The following is a 15,417-nucleotide window of genomic DNA, read 5'->3' on the forward strand; positions in this document are numbered from 1 at the left end:
TCGCGGAATGACCATAGTCAGTAGTGGCTCTGGTCTTTTTTATTTATGATGCAAGTAACAACATTAAAGGAGGCAAAAACGTGCTTGAAACCATCAACTTAAGCAAGTCCTTTAAGGGTAAGAAGGTCGTGCAGGATTTAAATTTATATTTGAACGATGGGGAATCAGTTGGATTGCTTGGCCCGAATGGTGCCGGAAAATCTACGACGATTTCCATGATTTCCACTTTGATCAAGCCGACGAGCGGAAAGATAATCTTAAACGGTGTAAATGCGGTTAATAAACCAGGTGAAGTCAGAAGGGTTTCGGGTGTGGTACCGCAGGAATTGGCATTATATCAAGAGCTGTCCGCCTATGAAAATCTTAAGTTTTTTGGCTCGATTTATAAATTGAGAGGTAAAGAACTAGCGATAGCTATTCAGCAAGCTTTGGAATTTGTCGGGTTGGATGATCGTAAAAAGGATTTGGTAAAGACTTATTCTGGCGGGATGAAACGCAGACTTAATATAGCAGCAGCGTTAATGCATCGCCCGCAGATTTTAATATTGGATGAACCGACAGTCGGTATCGATCCCCAATCGAGAAATCATATCCTGGAAGCTGTACGGGCGCTGAATCAGCAAGATGGAACGACAATTCTTTATACGAGTCATTACATGGAAGAAGTAGAGCAGCTCTGTGATCGAGTATATATTATGGATCATGGCAAGATCATTGCGGCAGGAACAAAAGATGAATTACTCAGTATCTTGTCGACCGAGGATAAAATAAAGGTAGAGTTAAATAAGCTTGATGAAGCCTTTGTAGAGCAAGTAAAGACCATTGAAGGAGTTCGTAAAATGGAGGTATCTGAATTGCAGCTGAAGATTATAGCCGCAAAAGGCAGCAGCTTGATCAGCAAATTGGTTCATCTTACCGAACAGCATCAAATCCAATTGCTTCATTTTCATACGGAATCGCCTAGTTTGGAAGATGTATTCCTTCACTTAACCGGACGTACGCTGAGAGATTAAAGGGGTGTCATGATGCGGAGTTTTATCAAAAAAGATTTATTGATATTTTTACGAGACTGGAAAGAGCTGCTCACGGTCATGCTACTTCCTATCGTTTTGGTTATCGTGCTGAATTTTGCTTTTGCGGGGTTATTTGATGGAGACGATGAGGTATCAATGGATTTGCAGTTAGCAGTAGTGAATGAGGATAATGAGTCTGAGGCAATGGAGCAGTTGAAGGATAGATTGATTAGTGATGCTGCCTTTGAAGAGCAGGAGGCAAATGCGATTGTGGAAGCTGCAGGGGAGATACAACCTGTTCAACTGCTATCGGATTATCTGGAAAGTGACGAATTAAAGGAATGGGTGACGGTTCATCATCTGGAGGAAAAGGCAGCGGCCGAGAAAGTTAAAGAGGGTGACCTGGACGGTGTGCTGATCATCCCTAAGGGGTATACCGCAGATAGTTTGTATGCGAGCTTCGCAGGCGAATCTCCAACTACAGCATTGACTTATAAGATAGAAGAAGAGACGACGAATAGCAGTGCTCTGCAACAGTTCATAGAAGAATTTATTGAGCAGTTGAATTATCAATTTGCAATACAGGAAATAACGGGTGGTGCAGAAATAGAGGCAGCGCCTCCTGAAGGTGGTTTGGAGGATATAGGCGCTGCGTACAATTTCAAGGTCAATCAGTACTTTACAATATCATTAGGAGCATTATTTGCCTTATTCGTTGTAGCGACGGTAGCAATGAAAACGGGGGTGGAAATCAGGGACCAAGTATTCAACCGAATCCTATTAGCGAATAGCCATCCTATGCGTTTTTTAATTGGTAAAATGGTATCCACGATTTGTCTAGTTGTACTGCAGATTATCTTTGTATTGCTTGTATCCCACTTTCTTCTGGATGTATTTCCGGATCGTTCGATAGCCTTTTGGAGTGGTATCTTCGTGATGATTGCGTTACTCGCTTTGGTGCTGTCGGGCTTAGCGGCTATATACACGGCGATATTATTACGGATGAATAGTGTTGATGCCGCAAATGGGGTCTTTATGTTGGCTACTTTGCTATTCGGTACGCTAGGAGGAGGCTTTGTTCCCATCTATATGATGCCTAAGTGGCTGCAGCAGATTGGAGAATGGACTCCGAATGGTCTATTCTTAGCCATACTGACAGAGTGGGTCCAATTTGAGAATCTGTCCTCCATCGTCCAACCAAGCATAATTATGATCGGCTTTTTCCTATTATTCACTTTCATTGGCTTGGCTTTGTTTCCGAAAAGGGGGAAAGCACAATGAAGAACGTATTATGGGTGCAATTTTCCAAGGATAAACGGAATCCGCTGCTCATTCTATTATTGATTACGGGCAGTATTGCCGCCACGCTTCTATTTGGCGGTGGTGTCCAGTCCGTGACAACAGTTGGGCTTTTCAGTGAAGATGTCAATGATGCTGAATTAGAGAAAAAATGGGAAACGTTGTTAAATACGGATGACTCTTTCACGTTTGAAATAGTAGAACCAGAAGAAGCGCGTGAAGACATAAAGAAAGGCAATATCGATGTAGCAGTAAGAGTCATGGAGGATGATTACCGGCTGCTGGTCTCCAAAAATATGCCAAGCGTTTCTTCTATCGAACATCATGTTAATAGCGTGTTTCAACGAGAAGCTCAAATCGCCGCGGTCGAATTACAAGAAGGAAAAGATGTACGGGGTGAATTGGATGACTACCTGGCAGATGCACCATTTCAGATAGAAGCGCAAGGGTTGGAAAGTGAACAGATTCCTACGTACAACATCCGTACGCAGCTGCTGTTTGCCTTCACTTTCTTGATCTCGATGTTCATCCTTGGATTCAAGGTTAATAATGTGACACATGATAAGGTGTCTGGTATTTGGAATCGGATGATTTTATCACCGATGAAGAAAACAGGTATGTACAGTGGTTATTTGTTATATAGCTTTCTGGTAACGATGCTTCAAATTGTCGTCGTGCTCATCGTGTTTAGATATGTCATGAATTACGATGTAGGAGATAATCTGTGGCTGATAATCCTCATTACAGCGTGCTTTACATTCGGTATGATCAGTATTGCCATGTTGATTACCGGTTTTGTCAGGACACCGGAGCAGTTTTATGCCATATACCCGTCCCTTATCCCGCTGATTCCACTTGTCAGCGGAGCCTATATGATGCCAGGAACGATTACGAATCCGGTGTTACTGTTTATTGCTGATTTATTTCCGCTGGCACATGCTATGGAAGCGATTATGTCTGTCGTTTTCTATGGTGCTGGTCTGCAGGATGTTTTGATGTCGCTGTTGTATATGCTGTTGATTGGCGTAGTGGCGATGGGATTGGGGATTAACCTTGTGGAGCGGAGAAGCAGGTAAAAAAATGCACATTATTGAAAAGTCTCGATCATGGATCGAGACTTTTTCATTCCTTGTCATACCATTTGATCAAGCTATGTAAAATGCTATCTAATAAGCCAATCTCGGCAGCTTTTGCGATGGCTCCATCACCAAACCGTTCGCTGCGAACTATATAAGTAGCGGCGCGAATACCATCTGCAACGCTTAACTCCATATCTGACGAGTAGTCTGGTAACCCGTTACTCTTCCAGTTGTATAAAGGGGTTATGGCGCCGACAGTATATAGCAGATTCGTGGCTTTGTCTATACGTTCACTATAGGCGGGGTAGTTTAATGAGTACTCGTTTCCTCCATTTGTCCATACTACATTACGATCTTCACCTGTCATTTCTTCCGCAACAGAACGCAATTCCTCCCAGGCATCTTCCTTCCTAGTTCGTTAATGAGTTGTATATTATTCGGATTTCCCTCCATAAACATCATCCTCCTTTTATTAGATTATATCGCATTCCCAGTATACGCTGAGTTGCAAACACGAAATCTGGTATCGTTTTATGGCCTCCTCTTATCCTCAACTTCCATAATTCTGGATATTAACTGTAGACATAATAAAACTAGTTCCAGCTCACGAATTAATTCTTTATATATTTGTACGTATAAGTACAAAGAATTGCTCTGAAATATATTTATTTTTTTGAAGAATAATAAAGAATCTATCTATAAAACAAGGATTTTATACTTATTGACAACTTTATCTATTCCTCCTAATCTTAAACTAGCAATATGTAAGCGTTATCAATAAAGAGGAGGAAAGAGATGAAAGCTAACAAACGTATACTCGTGATGTCGATGCTGTCTGCCGCATTACTTATTCCTGTTATTCCAGGCGCCGATACCCTGGCAAAGGATAAAGGTGGAAAAGAGAACATACCTGTATTTGAAAATGCCTCTGTCCATGATCCATCCTTCATTGAAGTGGACGACCAGTACTACGTCTTTGGCTCCCATCTAGCTGCAGCAAAAACGAATGACCTTATGAAATGGAAAATGGTCGACTCTGGTGTGCGTGATGGCAATAAGCTTATTCCCAATGTAACGGAAGAGCTTAAGGAGACACTTGAATGGGCGCAGACGGATACCCTCTGGGCAGCTGATGTCATACAGCTGGCGGATGGGAAGTTTTATATGTATTACAATGCGTGTAAAGGTGATTCACCGCGGTCTGCGATGGGTGTGGCAGTTGCTGATAATATCGAGGGGCCCTACGAGGATACGGGTATTATCCTGAAGTCGGGTATGTGGGATGAGCCGAGTGAGGATGGCGCGATTTATGATGCGACTAAGCATCCGAATGTGGTCGATCCGGATGTGTTCTATGATGAGGAAGGCAAGTTGTGGATGGTGTATGGCTCCTACTCTGGCGGTATTTTCATTATGGAAATGGATGAAGAGACGGGCAAGCCGATTCCAGGGCAAGGGTATGGGAAGAAGCTAATGGGCGGAAACCACAGCCGGATTGAAGGACCGGCGATGATGTACAGCCCGGAAACAGATTATTATTATATGTTCCTTTCCTTCGGCGGACTGGATGCTGTTGGCGGATACAATATTCGTGTGGCGCGTTCTAAGACTCCAGATGGTCCGTTTTACGATGCAGAAGGAAATGACATGATTGATGTGAAAGCAGATCCGAATCTGCCTCTGTTTGATGATAAGTCTATCGAACCTTATGGCGTGAAGCTGCTGGGGAATAACTTGTTCGAGAAGAAGGTCGGTGATCCAGGGGAGGAGCCGGGTATAGGGTATGTTTCGCCGGGACATAATACTGCTTTTTATGATGAGGAAACAAAGAATCATTATTTAATCTTCCATTCTCGTTTCCCTGACCGCGGTGAAGAGCATGAGGTTCGGGTGCATCAGATGCATATGAACGATAAAGGCTGGCCGGTCGTTGCTCCATCTCGTAATACGAATGAAAAAGAGGCGAAGATCAAACGGAAGGATATGGCTGGTGACTATCAGTATGTGAACCATGGAAAAGATATTTCTGCTGATGTGAAAACTTCGGAACAGATAACTCTGAAAGAGAACGGAAAAGTCGAAGGTGCTGTAAAAGGAAGGTGGAGTCACGGAAAAGATAATGAGATCACTCTGACGATTGATGGCGAGAAGTATAATGGGTTCTTCCTGAAACAGTGGGATGAAGCGGCACAGGAATATGATACGACGTTCACCGCTTTATCTGACAAAGGTGTTGCGGTATGGGGCAATCGAATGGAAGATATGAAAGATAAAGAAGTTGTTGCAGCGGTGAAAAATGATCTTACTATCTCGAACAGTGATAATCTGTATCAAAATGTAGAGCTGCCAACAGAAGGTACCCACGAATCCACGATAGTGTGGACGTCATCCAATTCAAATGTGATCGAGGCGGATGGTACGATACACCGGCCAGAGGCAGGAAGTGGAGATGGCAAAGCGACACTGACCGCAAGTATTCAAGCAGGCAAAAAGAAAGATAAGAAAACCTTTCGAGTGACAGTAAAGCAACAGGCTTCTGAGCCAGAAATTGCGCAATATAACTTTGGTAATCCAGGCAGTAAGGAAGCGGCCGATTCATCTGGTAGCAATCTGCCTGCACAATTGAAAGGGAACGCTGTGCAAACCGAGGACGGCAAGCTGGCGTTGGATGGGAAAGATGCTTATGTGGAACTCTCCCCACTCGTTGCAGATGCAGAGGACTTCACGTTTTCCGCCTGGGTGAACTGGCAAGGCGGTGCAGCATGGCAGCGAATCTTTGATATTGGTGAAAGCAACGGCAAAAACATGTTCTTCACACCGTCTGACGGCAGCGCCAGCTTCGATTTACCATTCATAATGGAGTTGACCAGAACATAACAGCTGATAAAGCATTGGCTGCGGGTGAATGGGTACATCTTGCGGTGACACTGGAAGGTGATACCGGAAAACTGTACATGAATGGAGAGCTTGCAGGGACAAACGAGAATATTACTGCTAACCCAGCAGATATTCTTGGAAACACAAACTATCTGGGGCGAAGCAGGTATGCTGCGGATGCGTTCTTTGGCGGGCAGATGGATGATGTTGCCGTGTATCGGAAGGCTTTGAGTGAAGAGGAGATAAACGAACTGGCTAATTAAATAGGCGTTATCAGAACACCTCTTGTAATGGAGGTGTTCTTTTGCTTTACTCATAGAATATTACCCAAGTTATCTGTTTCAATTAATTAATGTAAGTATTAATAGTGAATACAATATGGTTAAGGAATAATATTCCTATAATGTTTATAATAGAAAGTATATAGTGAAAGTTTAAGTAGGGTGATGATGTTGCGTATCGAGAAATATAATCAGCAAACAGGGAATCCAGCTTATTGTCATGAAGCTATATTCTCTCTTATTATAGGAATCTTTTCGATTCTAGGAGTTATTTTTATGGATAATGGGGCAACACTAGGTGGATTTGGACTAGGAATTGCGTACATAGCACATAGAGAGATTAAGAAGGGCAAACTAAAAGGGCGGAAGTTTGTAGTGTTAGGTATAGTGTGCAGTCTGATCGGTATAGCAGGTAGTTTCCTGTGGTAGATACCAAACCATCTAGCATAAAGTCGATAATAGAACAGTCTCTATTACTAGTCATCTTTTCTTTTTCTAGGCTTGTGGTTATAGTAGAGATACAATAAGATCTTCGATAATTGTTTTTGGGGGTAAGTAAAATGATAGCATTCGCAGATTATCTGGCTCAAATTGACAATCCACAGCATCGGGAACGAACGGAAGAAGTGCTGAAATGGGTGGCTGAGAAATATCCTAATATGGAACAGAAAATAGCCTGGAACCAGCCGATGTTTACTGATCATGGCACATTTATTATTGGCTTTAGCATCGCCAAACAGCATCTGGCTGTTGCTCCGGAAAAGGCAGGAATAGATCATTTTTCTGACGACATAATACAGGCAGGCTATGACCATACGAAGCAGCTGGTTCGTATCAAATGGGATGGACCAATTGATTATTCATTATTAGAAAGAATGATAGAGTTCAATATTACAGATAAAGCAGACTGTACGACTTTTTGGCGGAAATAATGAAAGTGAATGAAAAACACCTCTAAATGGTGTTTCTTTGCTGGGGATTCTCCCAGCGTGCTGGACAGAGTAAGGAGAAGACATATGGAACAATCTAATCAATTAAAACAGAATGCCTCACGTATTGGAGTCGTTGTATTAGTCTTAAGCATTATGCTTATCGGTGCTAACTTGCGTGCGCCGATAACAGGGTTAAGTCCTTTAATAGATAATATCCGTTCAGATACCGGCATTGGCAATGCTTCAACTGGTATGCTGACTACTTTGCCTTTGATCGCATTTGCAGTATTTGCGCTGGTCGCGCCAAGAATTGCTAGGCGTGTAGGTATTGAAAGAACTTTATTTGCCGGACTGATTATCATAGCTGTTGGACTTATATTTCGGTTTTTCTCACCGGTATGGATGCTTTTCGTTGGTACGGCTTTAGCAGGAATCGGAATCGCCATGGGGAATGTACTTTTGCCAGGCTTGATTAAGCGGGAATTCCCTAAAAATGTAGGCGTTATGACTGGAGCTTATGCAATGACCATGAATGGGATGGCTGCGCTCGCTTCTGGAATTAGTGTTCCTCTTTCAAACGGTCTTGGCAGTGGATGGCATGGATCACTCGCAGTATGGGTGATTTTGACGCTTGTAACGATGGTCGCTTGGATACCGCAGCTGCGCCAGAGAGTAACAACATCATCTATTTCCCTACCTAAGAAAGGAAAGAAACTATGGTCATCGGGTCTCGCCTGGAAGGTAACAGGTTTCATGGGATTGCAATCGCTATTGTATTACATCATGATCACCTGGATGCCTACAATACTTCAAAATCAAGGCTTTAGTGAATCAACAGCTGGCTGGCTTTTAGCTCTCACGCAGCTTTGCAGCTTGCCAACTTCATTCTTGCTCCCGATCCTAGCAGGGCGGTTATCTGGACAAAGGGGAATAGTAAGCATAATAGCTTTGTGTTTCGTTATGAGCTTCTCTGGATTGCTGACGGGTATCACATGGATCAGTGTCATTAGTGTACTGCTATTCGGATTAGCGGGAGGCGGTGTGTTCAGTCTCGCGACAATGTTTTTTGTCTTGCGAACACAGTCAGCTCAAGAATCAGCTGAATTATCAGGTATGGCTCAGTTTGTCGGGTATTTACTAGCAGCAGTAGGGCCGACATTATTTGGTTTGCTGCATGACGTGACGTCAAGCTGGACAGTGCCATTGGCATTATTGGTTGCTGTAGCTGCAGTGCTCTGGATTGTTGGTATGGGAGCGGGGAAGAATGCTTATATCAATCAGCAGCCAGGCGGGGGCGAACAGTAACAAGAAAGACTAACTACCCGGGGTAGTTAGTCTTTTTAATTACTGTAAGATGAACTGTTAAAGGTAGCTGAGGATTAGAAATTAGCTTCTATAAGAATCAGATATATGAAAAGGTAAGTTATAATTCGGGGTAAATAATAGTTGCTATTGTGATTAACTATATAATTTTAGATTAGTTGTTAACTTCTTATTAATTTCTCTTATCCCCTAGTAATCGCAACTTGTTTCCTTGCATTCTTCTTTAAATTGAGGAAAACCTTCATTTGTACTGATACCTGCTACACTTATATCATTATTGAATTTTATTGAGAAACCAGCACTACCATTCACTGTACCATCTATAGTCATACTACCCATTGGAGCTGTATAAGGTTCGTCCATTTCGATAGAACTTACATTTTCAAAATTGCTTTCTATATAACTTTTAGCTGTATTCTTGGCTTTAGTTATAGTGTCATCATCGTACTCAGAATTACTCGCGTTCACATTACATCCTCCTAGTAGTATAATGGAAAATATAGAAAATAATAAAATACATGTATTTTTTTTCATAATAACACCTCGTATAAAGTATAACAAAGAGAGGGCTTGTTACCAATGAGCAAATTGAATGATTATCAGGCCGGTTATATTTCACAGGAAACCTATGTGAATGGTAAGGAGCAAATCGTAATTGAATCATCATTTTCGAATGAAAGAGTAATCTGGAAAACAGTAGACATCATTGAAGACGAAGACACAGGTTTATATGGTTATGTATTAGAAAATCCTAAAACTGAAGAGATAGTAATTAGTTTTAGAGGTACAGAAACTGATAAAGGTTTATCTGAAATGATAAAAGATTTTGATGAGGATTTAAATGGAGTTGTTTTGGGTGATTCGAATTATACTGATGTTTATGAGGCGACGGAGACTTATACCGGTTCCCGGGCTCAAATCCAAAGTCTATATGTTGGCAGTGCGAAATATAATGCGCAAGAGCGAACAGTTACATACACAAATAAGAACCAGTTTTCTGAAGCAGAAGTTGCTGTTAAGAAATATGTGAAGAGATATGGTGCCGAAAACATAACATTTACTGGTCATTCCCTGGGCGGAGGAATTGCGCAGTATTGCGCAGTCATTTATGACGCCGATGCAGTTACCTTTGCTGCAGCAGATGCTTACGGGCTGTTAAGTGAGGATCAGCAGCAAAATGTCCAGAACGGTGATTACAAAGATAACATTATTACTTATGCATACCCAACTGACATGGTCTCAATGTTTCATGATAAGACAATTGGCTCGTTTTATTATATGGAAGATCCAGCGGGGAAAGATGGTGTAGGGGATCAATTAGCTGATAAACTTGGTTCTCACTATGCTAGTAATTACATGGATGCAAGTCTATACAATGAAGATGGCTACTACAAATCAGATCTATTATTTGATGAAAAACTTCGCGCGGCTATCCCCACATCACCTCTCTTCCTGAAAAATAGTGGTGTATCAGATTTTCACATCGTAATTCAAACCGAATTAATGAAAGCCTATGCGGCACAAGTAGAAGCTAGCGAAGATCTGATTGCGAAGACTAAAAAAGAGATGATGCAGTTCTTGGATGACTATCTCTCGGCGATGGAATATGCGAAGAGTAAATTCAAAGGGCAAGTTGGATCGGGCAGATATGATAAGCTGAATGGCTCCGATGTGGATGATATCTATCGGGATCTGACGGTAAGTGGTCCAAACGGTATTCCGATGTTATTTGAGATGGATTATTTTGATGAAGTGATTGAATTTCTGAAGGATGCACAATCTGACACGGGGGAAATCGCACACAATATGAACAAGATGGCGAAGGATTTTGCACATATTGATGAAATGCTGGCAGGTTGGCTGAGGTTTTAATTCGTTAGTAGGAAAGCATGATAAGAATGTTAGATATACTTGATGAATTTGACGAATTCCTGGAACGACGAAAGCAAAAGAAAGAGTTGGAAAGAAGTATCAAAGATGATTTAGAAGCAGATGAGAAGTTTTATAAGAAGTATTTAGAGCGCTGCAACCATATAGAATCACTTTCAGAGGAGCATATAAAACTAAAGGATGCACTGGAGGATTGCTTTGATGGACAGGCGAATAAAGCACTAAGACAGCGTTTGGAAGAGAATATCCTGCTTTTGAAAGGGATAGAGCATTCTTATGTTATTTTGAGGGAGAGTATCAGGGTTAGAGGTGGCTGGTGGTAATTCTAAGTAAGCTTCTTATCCTCTTGCAGAGGCGAATGTTAACTTTAAAGAATGAAAATCAAGATAAAATCGAACCTTCCATATGGTTGATGGAAGGTTTTTTGTTGTCATAAAAAAAACGATCAACTTCTTATTGACTGTGTGGTAACCACACGGTTTATGCTATTGCTATAGAGGGGGAGTTATAATGCAATTTTTGACGAGCGGCGAATTAGTGAGATTACTTGATATAACGAAATACACATTAAGATATTATGAAGAACAGCAGTTGATACAGCCAGCATTCATTGATTCCAATGGGTATCACATGTATGGAGAAGATGAAGTATACGCTATGGCACATGTTCTGCTTCTCAAGAAAATTGGATTTTCGATAAAAGATATAAAAAGCAGTTTGGAGAATGAACTAGATCAAACAAAAACATTAACATCTGTACTATCAAGAATCGAAGATGAAATGGAGCAACTTAATAATGCGAAGAATAAAGTCCAAACAATTCTCGGTCTTCAGCAAAATGTATCAAACGGTCTAATTACTGAAACGAAAGAAATTCGATCATTTACATACCTTCCTGATGAATTTGTGGATGAAGCCTATAATCTGAATTTGAAAGGGTTAGCGAAACGGAAGGATGATAATCTGACGATTTTGGATGAGATTTCCTATGTCATTACAGAGAACGGTGAGAAGATCAAAGTAATGTTTGGAAGCACTAATGAAGAAGCAGAGCATATCATGCCAAGCGGAACTTACTTTAGTAAGAAAATTACTATTGAACAAGAAGAAGAACTTGAGCCAGAAATACAGTGTTTTTACGGTGATCTGGCTTTGCTTGATGCTGAATACGAAGATAGCTTATTCATTCATGAGGAAGCATATCTGTCTGCTTTCTATACCAAGTCCATGGTTTATAGTCTGGAGGTGAAAGCGAAATGAATATCTCTAAAGACGGTATGGACAATGAGATAAAAGAAATGGCGAATCTATTGATGGAGGGTTTTGGCGGAAAGCTTGGTACCTTGAAATTACCTGGAAAGGAAACAGAATTTATGCTGCGCTGTCTGGCAGAACATATCTTGAAGAATCATTGGGATAATTTAATTATCATACGTGATAAGGAGATACAAGGTACTTTATTCGTTAAACCGAAGAAATGGAATGTAAGTGAGATATCAACCCGGTTGTTCAAGAAACTGCGTCTTCGCTCATTTTTAAAAGCAAGCATTTTTCTTTGGATGCTTGATCATAGAACTAAAGGGAAGGAGATTCATATTGACTTCCTTGTAGTATCTAAATCAAACCGAGGGATAGGTATTGGAGGCCGCCTAATTGAAACTCTTAAAAGTCGTGTAGAAGCAGATCAATATATTACATTGTTTGTTTCTGCCACTAATGTTGCTGCTAGAAGGCTTTATGAGAAGCAAGATTTCCAGGTTAAAAGAAAAGGAACAAGCGTAATCGGAGCAAGCTTTCACGGAACAAGGAATTGGTGCTTTATGGAATGGAGAGGCTCTTGCATATGAAAAAGAGATATAAGCTACTCATTAGCATTCTGTTCATTATTATGCTGGTCGCTGGTGTCTTCATCTATGAGAATGATTATGCAATGCAAGAAAAAGATGTCATCATAAGAACGGATCAAGGAGATTTGGCTGGGTTTGTTGCACTACCTCAAGAGAAGAATGAAGGTGTTGTTATCTTTGTACACGGAGATGGTGCACAAAATGCAACGCAAGATGGCGGCTATAAGCCTTTGATGGAACGCTTTGCTAAACAAGGTTATGCATCTGTTTCATGGGATAAACCTGGTGTCGGAAAATCAACAGGAAATTGGTTAGACCAAACAATGGACGAACGTGCACAAGAAGTAGAAGATGTGATGGAATGGGCGGAAAACCAAGATGATATAAACACCGAAAAAATTATTCTTTGGGGAGCCAGTCAAGCAGGGTGGGTCATTCCAAAAGTACAGCAGAAACGCGAGGATGTCACAGCGTCTATCTTAGTAGGCCCCGCAATTAATTGGCTTCGCCAAGGTGCGTATAATACCACTGAGGAAATGAAGAGTGAAGGGAAAACTGAAGATGAGATAATGCAAGTGCTAAACAACGATAAAAAAGAGTCTGATCTTATCCTCGCAGGTGCTACTTATGAGGATTATATAGAGGAAACTGCAGATGACAGTCTTTCTGAAGAAAGATATGCATTCGTTCAAAAGAATATCTCAGCTGATGCAACGGAGGATATTGAGAAGGTTGAGTCTCCTGTACATATTGTATTGGCCGAAAACGACCTGAATGTGGATTCGAATGAAACAGAAAAAACGTATAAGCAGCTGTTGCCGAAGTCACAATTAACAGTAAGAATAATATCCGGGGTTGATCATTCTATGTTGAATCCAGCACTTCACGAGTCGCAAATCTTGACTTATTTGAGTGCAATTTTAGCACCAAAAGATACGCTTGTAAGTGAGGAGTACCTTGATTATTGTGAGGAATTAATCCGTCACATGTAAAACTTTTCTTTTATAAAGGAAAAACCGTCAGCAGCTAATGCTGGCGGTTTTTGATTATAAGTCTATAAATAGAATCCTACTTCCTAGTATTGGGTATAGATACTGTAACCTCTGAAATATTAGGAAGCTGTTCTTTATAACAATCTTGATTCCTGTATTTGGATTAAAAGAAAGTATCGTATCCAGACGAGGTTGGTTGTATAATCATGAAGCAAATAGATGCACTTATTATAACTATAGCCGTTAATGAAGACATGAAATACAAGCAAGCCAGCAGCATGAGTTAAAGACCTAGCAGAACGAGGTGTTGCGATAGTGAATTTATATAAATCAACTAAAAACAAATGGAAAGAAGAATTGAAGCTCGCACTTGATAGAGAGGAATTTCGTCTTCTTTATCAGCCAAAGCTCAACCTGCAGACGGGTAAGCTGTGCGGAGTGGAGGCGTTGATCCGATGGGAACATCCTGAGCAAGGAATCATTTCTCCACTGGATTTTATCCCTGCTGCTGAAGAGACAGGAATGATTCTTCCTATTGGAGAATGGGTGCTACGGTCGGCATGTATGCAGAATAAAGCGTGGCAGGAACAAGGTCTGTCTTCTATGATTGTGGCGGTTAATCTTTCGGCTTCTCAATTGTATCAAGGTGATTTGGCAGAGAAGGTACAGTCTATTTTAGAAGAATCCCAACTCTCTCCGGAGTATCTGGAGCTGGAGATTACCGAATCTATGACGATGGATGTCGATTATGTATTGCCTGTATTGCATAAGCTGAAACAGATAGGTGTTCGAATCAGTTTGGATGACTTTGGTACCGGATATAGTTCTCTCTACCACTTAAAGGAATTCCCGATAGATATCATCAAAATAGATCGGTCATTTGTGCGTAATTGCACTATTGATTCCAAGGATGCCACCATTGTCAAAACGATTATTGCAATGGCACATCAATTAAAGCTAGAAGTGATTGCCGAAGGTGTGGAATCCAAGGATCATCTTGTTTTCCTGCAGCAGAATCTATGTAATGAGGCGCAGGGATATCTTTTCAGTAAACCGGTTGCACCCGAGGAATTTAAGAGAAGCATTCCTCGTTTGGAACAGATAATCCCGGATGAAGGTATCTCCTTAGAGAAGTCCAGGGAAACTTGGTTCAAAAGCGGTGTGGAAAATACGTATCATGACTTGCAAGAGGCCGTACGGAAACAACAGGGAATGATTTTTAAATTCAAAAAAGAACATGAACGGTTTGTCCATAGTTTTTGTGATGGAGAACTGATCTACCGCTTGCAGTTTACTCCTGACCAGCTTATCGGAAAAGACTTAAAAGACTTTCTTCCGGCCGAAGAAGCGGAAAGAAAAATGGAATTCTATGAGCGAGCGTGGAATGGAGAAGAGAATGTCATATACGAGTCCAGAGTAAATGGTTTGTCGTATGTCACATCGCTGAGACCAGTCTTACGGGGAGGAAAAGTAGTTGAAGTAATTGGATGTTCGGTGGATATTACAAAGAAAACTGGAGTTGTATTCAGCTCAGATGATGTGAAATATCGTCTAATTGCAGAAAATGTCCATGACTTGATATGTATAATAAATCCGGACGCCATTATACTTTATGCTTCACCGTCCCATCAAAAGCTTCTCGGTATAACTCCTGAAACCTTTATAGGAAAAAGTGCTTTTAAATGGATCCACACTGAGGATGTAGAATTGATTCAAAATCGTATCCATCAGATTCTGACATATAAAACAGCTTGGCAGGTGAAGTTCAGATACCAGTGCGCCAATAATGGATGGCTGCTTGTTGAAGCTATTGGAACTCCTGTACTGGATGAACGGGGGGAAGTGGAATATATAGTGGTGGTGTGTCGCGATGCATCGTAGAGA

Annotated in this window: 12 protein-coding genes and 2 pseudogenes; 12 read left to right on the forward strand and 2 right to left on the reverse strand. The window is 41.1% G+C overall.

Translation table 11 applies throughout. From position 1 onward, the window contains the following. The first annotated feature begins 80 nt into the window (after positions 1 to 80). Genes ABXS78_RS00815 through ABXS78_RS00825 form a run of 3 tightly spaced genes read left to right on the forward strand, consistent with a single transcriptional unit; the run spans position 81 to position 3,388 of the window. The gene (locus ABXS78_RS00815; protein WP_366248498.1) at positions 81 to 1,013 is read left to right on the forward strand and encodes an ABC transporter ATP-binding protein; all 933 of its coding nucleotides are present in this window, start codon (positions 81 to 83) and stop codon (positions 1,011 to 1,013) included. 9 nt (positions 1,014 to 1,022) lie between these two features. Next, on the forward strand, positions 1,023 to 2,294 hold the full coding sequence (locus ABXS78_RS00820; RefSeq protein ID WP_366248499.1) for an ABC transporter permease: 1,272 nt from the start codon (positions 1,023 to 1,025) through the stop codon (positions 2,292 to 2,294). Continuing rightward, positions 2,291 to 3,388 carry an ABC transporter permease gene (locus tag ABXS78_RS00825; RefSeq protein WP_366248500.1) on the forward strand — a complete coding sequence of 366 codons (1,098 nt, stop codon included), beginning with the start codon at positions 2,291 to 2,293 and terminating at the stop codon, positions 3,386 to 3,388. Before ABXS78_RS00820 ends, ABXS78_RS00825 begins: the two co-directional genes overlap by 4 nt. A 46-nt stretch (positions 3,389 to 3,434) precedes the next feature. Here the strand turns inward: ABXS78_RS00825 and ABXS78_RS00830 are convergent. After that, a pseudogene (locus ABXS78_RS00830) lies at positions 3,435 to 3,782 on the reverse strand (DUF6508 domain-containing protein); the annotation flags it as partial. Positions 3,783 to 4,186: 404 nt separating this feature from the next. Here ABXS78_RS00830 and ABXS78_RS00835 point away from each other — a divergent pair. From ABXS78_RS00835 to ABXS78_RS00845, 3 genes and pseudogenes are all read left to right on the forward strand, one after another. After that, positions 4,187 to 6,531: pseudogene (locus tag ABXS78_RS00835) on the forward strand (LamG-like jellyroll fold domain-containing protein). 578 nt (positions 6,532 to 7,109) lie between these two features. Then, complete coding sequence (locus ABXS78_RS00840; protein ID WP_366248501.1) at positions 7,110 to 7,481, forward strand: iron chaperone; 372 nt, start codon at positions 7,110 to 7,112, stop codon at positions 7,479 to 7,481. Between the two features lie 84 nt (positions 7,482 to 7,565). Then, positions 7,566 to 8,786, forward strand: coding sequence for an MFS transporter (locus ABXS78_RS00845; protein WP_366248502.1), 1,221 nt, complete (start codon positions 7,566 to 7,568; stop codon positions 8,784 to 8,786). Between the two features lie 207 nt (positions 8,787 to 8,993). Here the strand turns inward: ABXS78_RS00845 and ABXS78_RS00850 are convergent, their stop codons facing one another. After that, entirely contained in the window at positions 8,994 to 9,272 is a 279-nt protein-coding gene (locus ABXS78_RS00850) for a hypothetical protein (protein WP_366248503.1), read from the reverse strand. A 111-nt stretch (positions 9,273 to 9,383) separates the two neighbouring features. Between ABXS78_RS00850 and ABXS78_RS00855 the strand changes: the two genes are divergently transcribed. The 6 genes from ABXS78_RS00855 (at position 9,384) to ABXS78_RS00880 (ending at position 15,414) form a co-directional block, all read left to right on the forward strand. Next, entirely contained in the window at positions 9,384 to 10,676 is a 1,293-nt protein-coding gene (locus ABXS78_RS00855) for a hypothetical protein (protein ID WP_366248504.1), read from the forward strand. A 17-nt stretch (positions 10,677 to 10,693) separates the two neighbouring features. Then, positions 10,694 to 11,017, forward strand: a complete 324-nt coding sequence (locus tag ABXS78_RS00860) for a hypothetical protein (RefSeq protein ID WP_366248505.1) — start codon at positions 10,694 to 10,696, stop codon at positions 11,015 to 11,017. A gap of 187 nt (positions 11,018 to 11,204) precedes the next feature. After that, on the forward strand, positions 11,205 to 11,954 hold the full coding sequence (locus ABXS78_RS00865) for a MerR family transcriptional regulator (RefSeq protein WP_366248506.1): 750 nt from the start codon (positions 11,205 to 11,207) through the stop codon (positions 11,952 to 11,954). After that, positions 11,951 to 12,541, forward strand: a complete 591-nt coding sequence (locus ABXS78_RS00870) for an N-acetyltransferase (protein ID WP_366248507.1) — start codon at positions 11,951 to 11,953, stop codon at positions 12,539 to 12,541. Before ABXS78_RS00865 ends, ABXS78_RS00870 begins: the two co-directional genes overlap by 4 nt. Further along, positions 12,538 to 13,533, forward strand: coding sequence for an alpha/beta hydrolase (locus ABXS78_RS00875; protein ID WP_366248508.1), 996 nt, complete (start codon positions 12,538 to 12,540; stop codon positions 13,531 to 13,533). The genes ABXS78_RS00870 and ABXS78_RS00875 overlap by 4 nt, the downstream gene beginning before the upstream one ends. Before the next feature lie 315 nt (positions 13,534 to 13,848). Next, a complete protein-coding gene (locus ABXS78_RS00880) occupies positions 13,849 to 15,414 on the forward strand; it encodes an EAL domain-containing protein (RefSeq protein WP_366248509.1) in 1,566 nt (521 codons plus the stop codon). Positions 15,415 to 15,417: the final 3 nt, after the last annotated feature.

It is taken from the genome of Terribacillus aidingensis (assembly GCF_040703035.1).
Classification (GTDB): Bacteria; Bacillota; Bacilli; order Bacillales; family Amphibacillaceae; genus Terribacillus.

What these genes read in the sequence shown, in the direction of transcription:
- ABXS78_RS00865 (WP_366248506.1), top strand. Translation starts at nt 11,205, where the DNA reads ATGCAATTTTTGACGAGCGGCGAATTAGTGAGATTACTTGATATAACG.
- ABXS78_RS00860 (WP_366248505.1), top strand. Translation starts at nt 10,694, where the DNA reads ATGATAAGAATGTTAGATATACTTGATGAATTTGACGAATTCCTGGAA.
- ABXS78_RS00875 (WP_366248508.1), top strand. Translation starts at nt 12,538, where the DNA reads ATGAAAAAGAGATATAAGCTACTCATTAGCATTCTGTTCATTATTATG.
- ABXS78_RS00855 (WP_366248504.1), top strand. Translation starts at nt 9,384, where the DNA reads ATGAGCAAATTGAATGATTATCAGGCCGGTTATATTTCACAGGAAACC.
- ABXS78_RS00845 (WP_366248502.1), top strand. Translation starts at nt 7,566, where the DNA reads ATGGAACAATCTAATCAATTAAAACAGAATGCCTCACGTATTGGAGTC.
- ABXS78_RS00825 (WP_366248500.1), top strand. Translation starts at nt 2,291, where the DNA reads ATGAAGAACGTATTATGGGTGCAATTTTCCAAGGATAAACGGAATCCG.
- ABXS78_RS00870 (WP_366248507.1), top strand. Translation starts at nt 11,951, where the DNA reads ATGAATATCTCTAAAGACGGTATGGACAATGAGATAAAAGAAATGGCG.
- ABXS78_RS00840 (WP_366248501.1), top strand. Translation starts at nt 7,110, where the DNA reads ATGATAGCATTCGCAGATTATCTGGCTCAAATTGACAATCCACAGCAT.
- ABXS78_RS00820 (WP_366248499.1), top strand. Translation starts at nt 1,023, where the DNA reads ATGATGCGGAGTTTTATCAAAAAAGATTTATTGATATTTTTACGAGAC.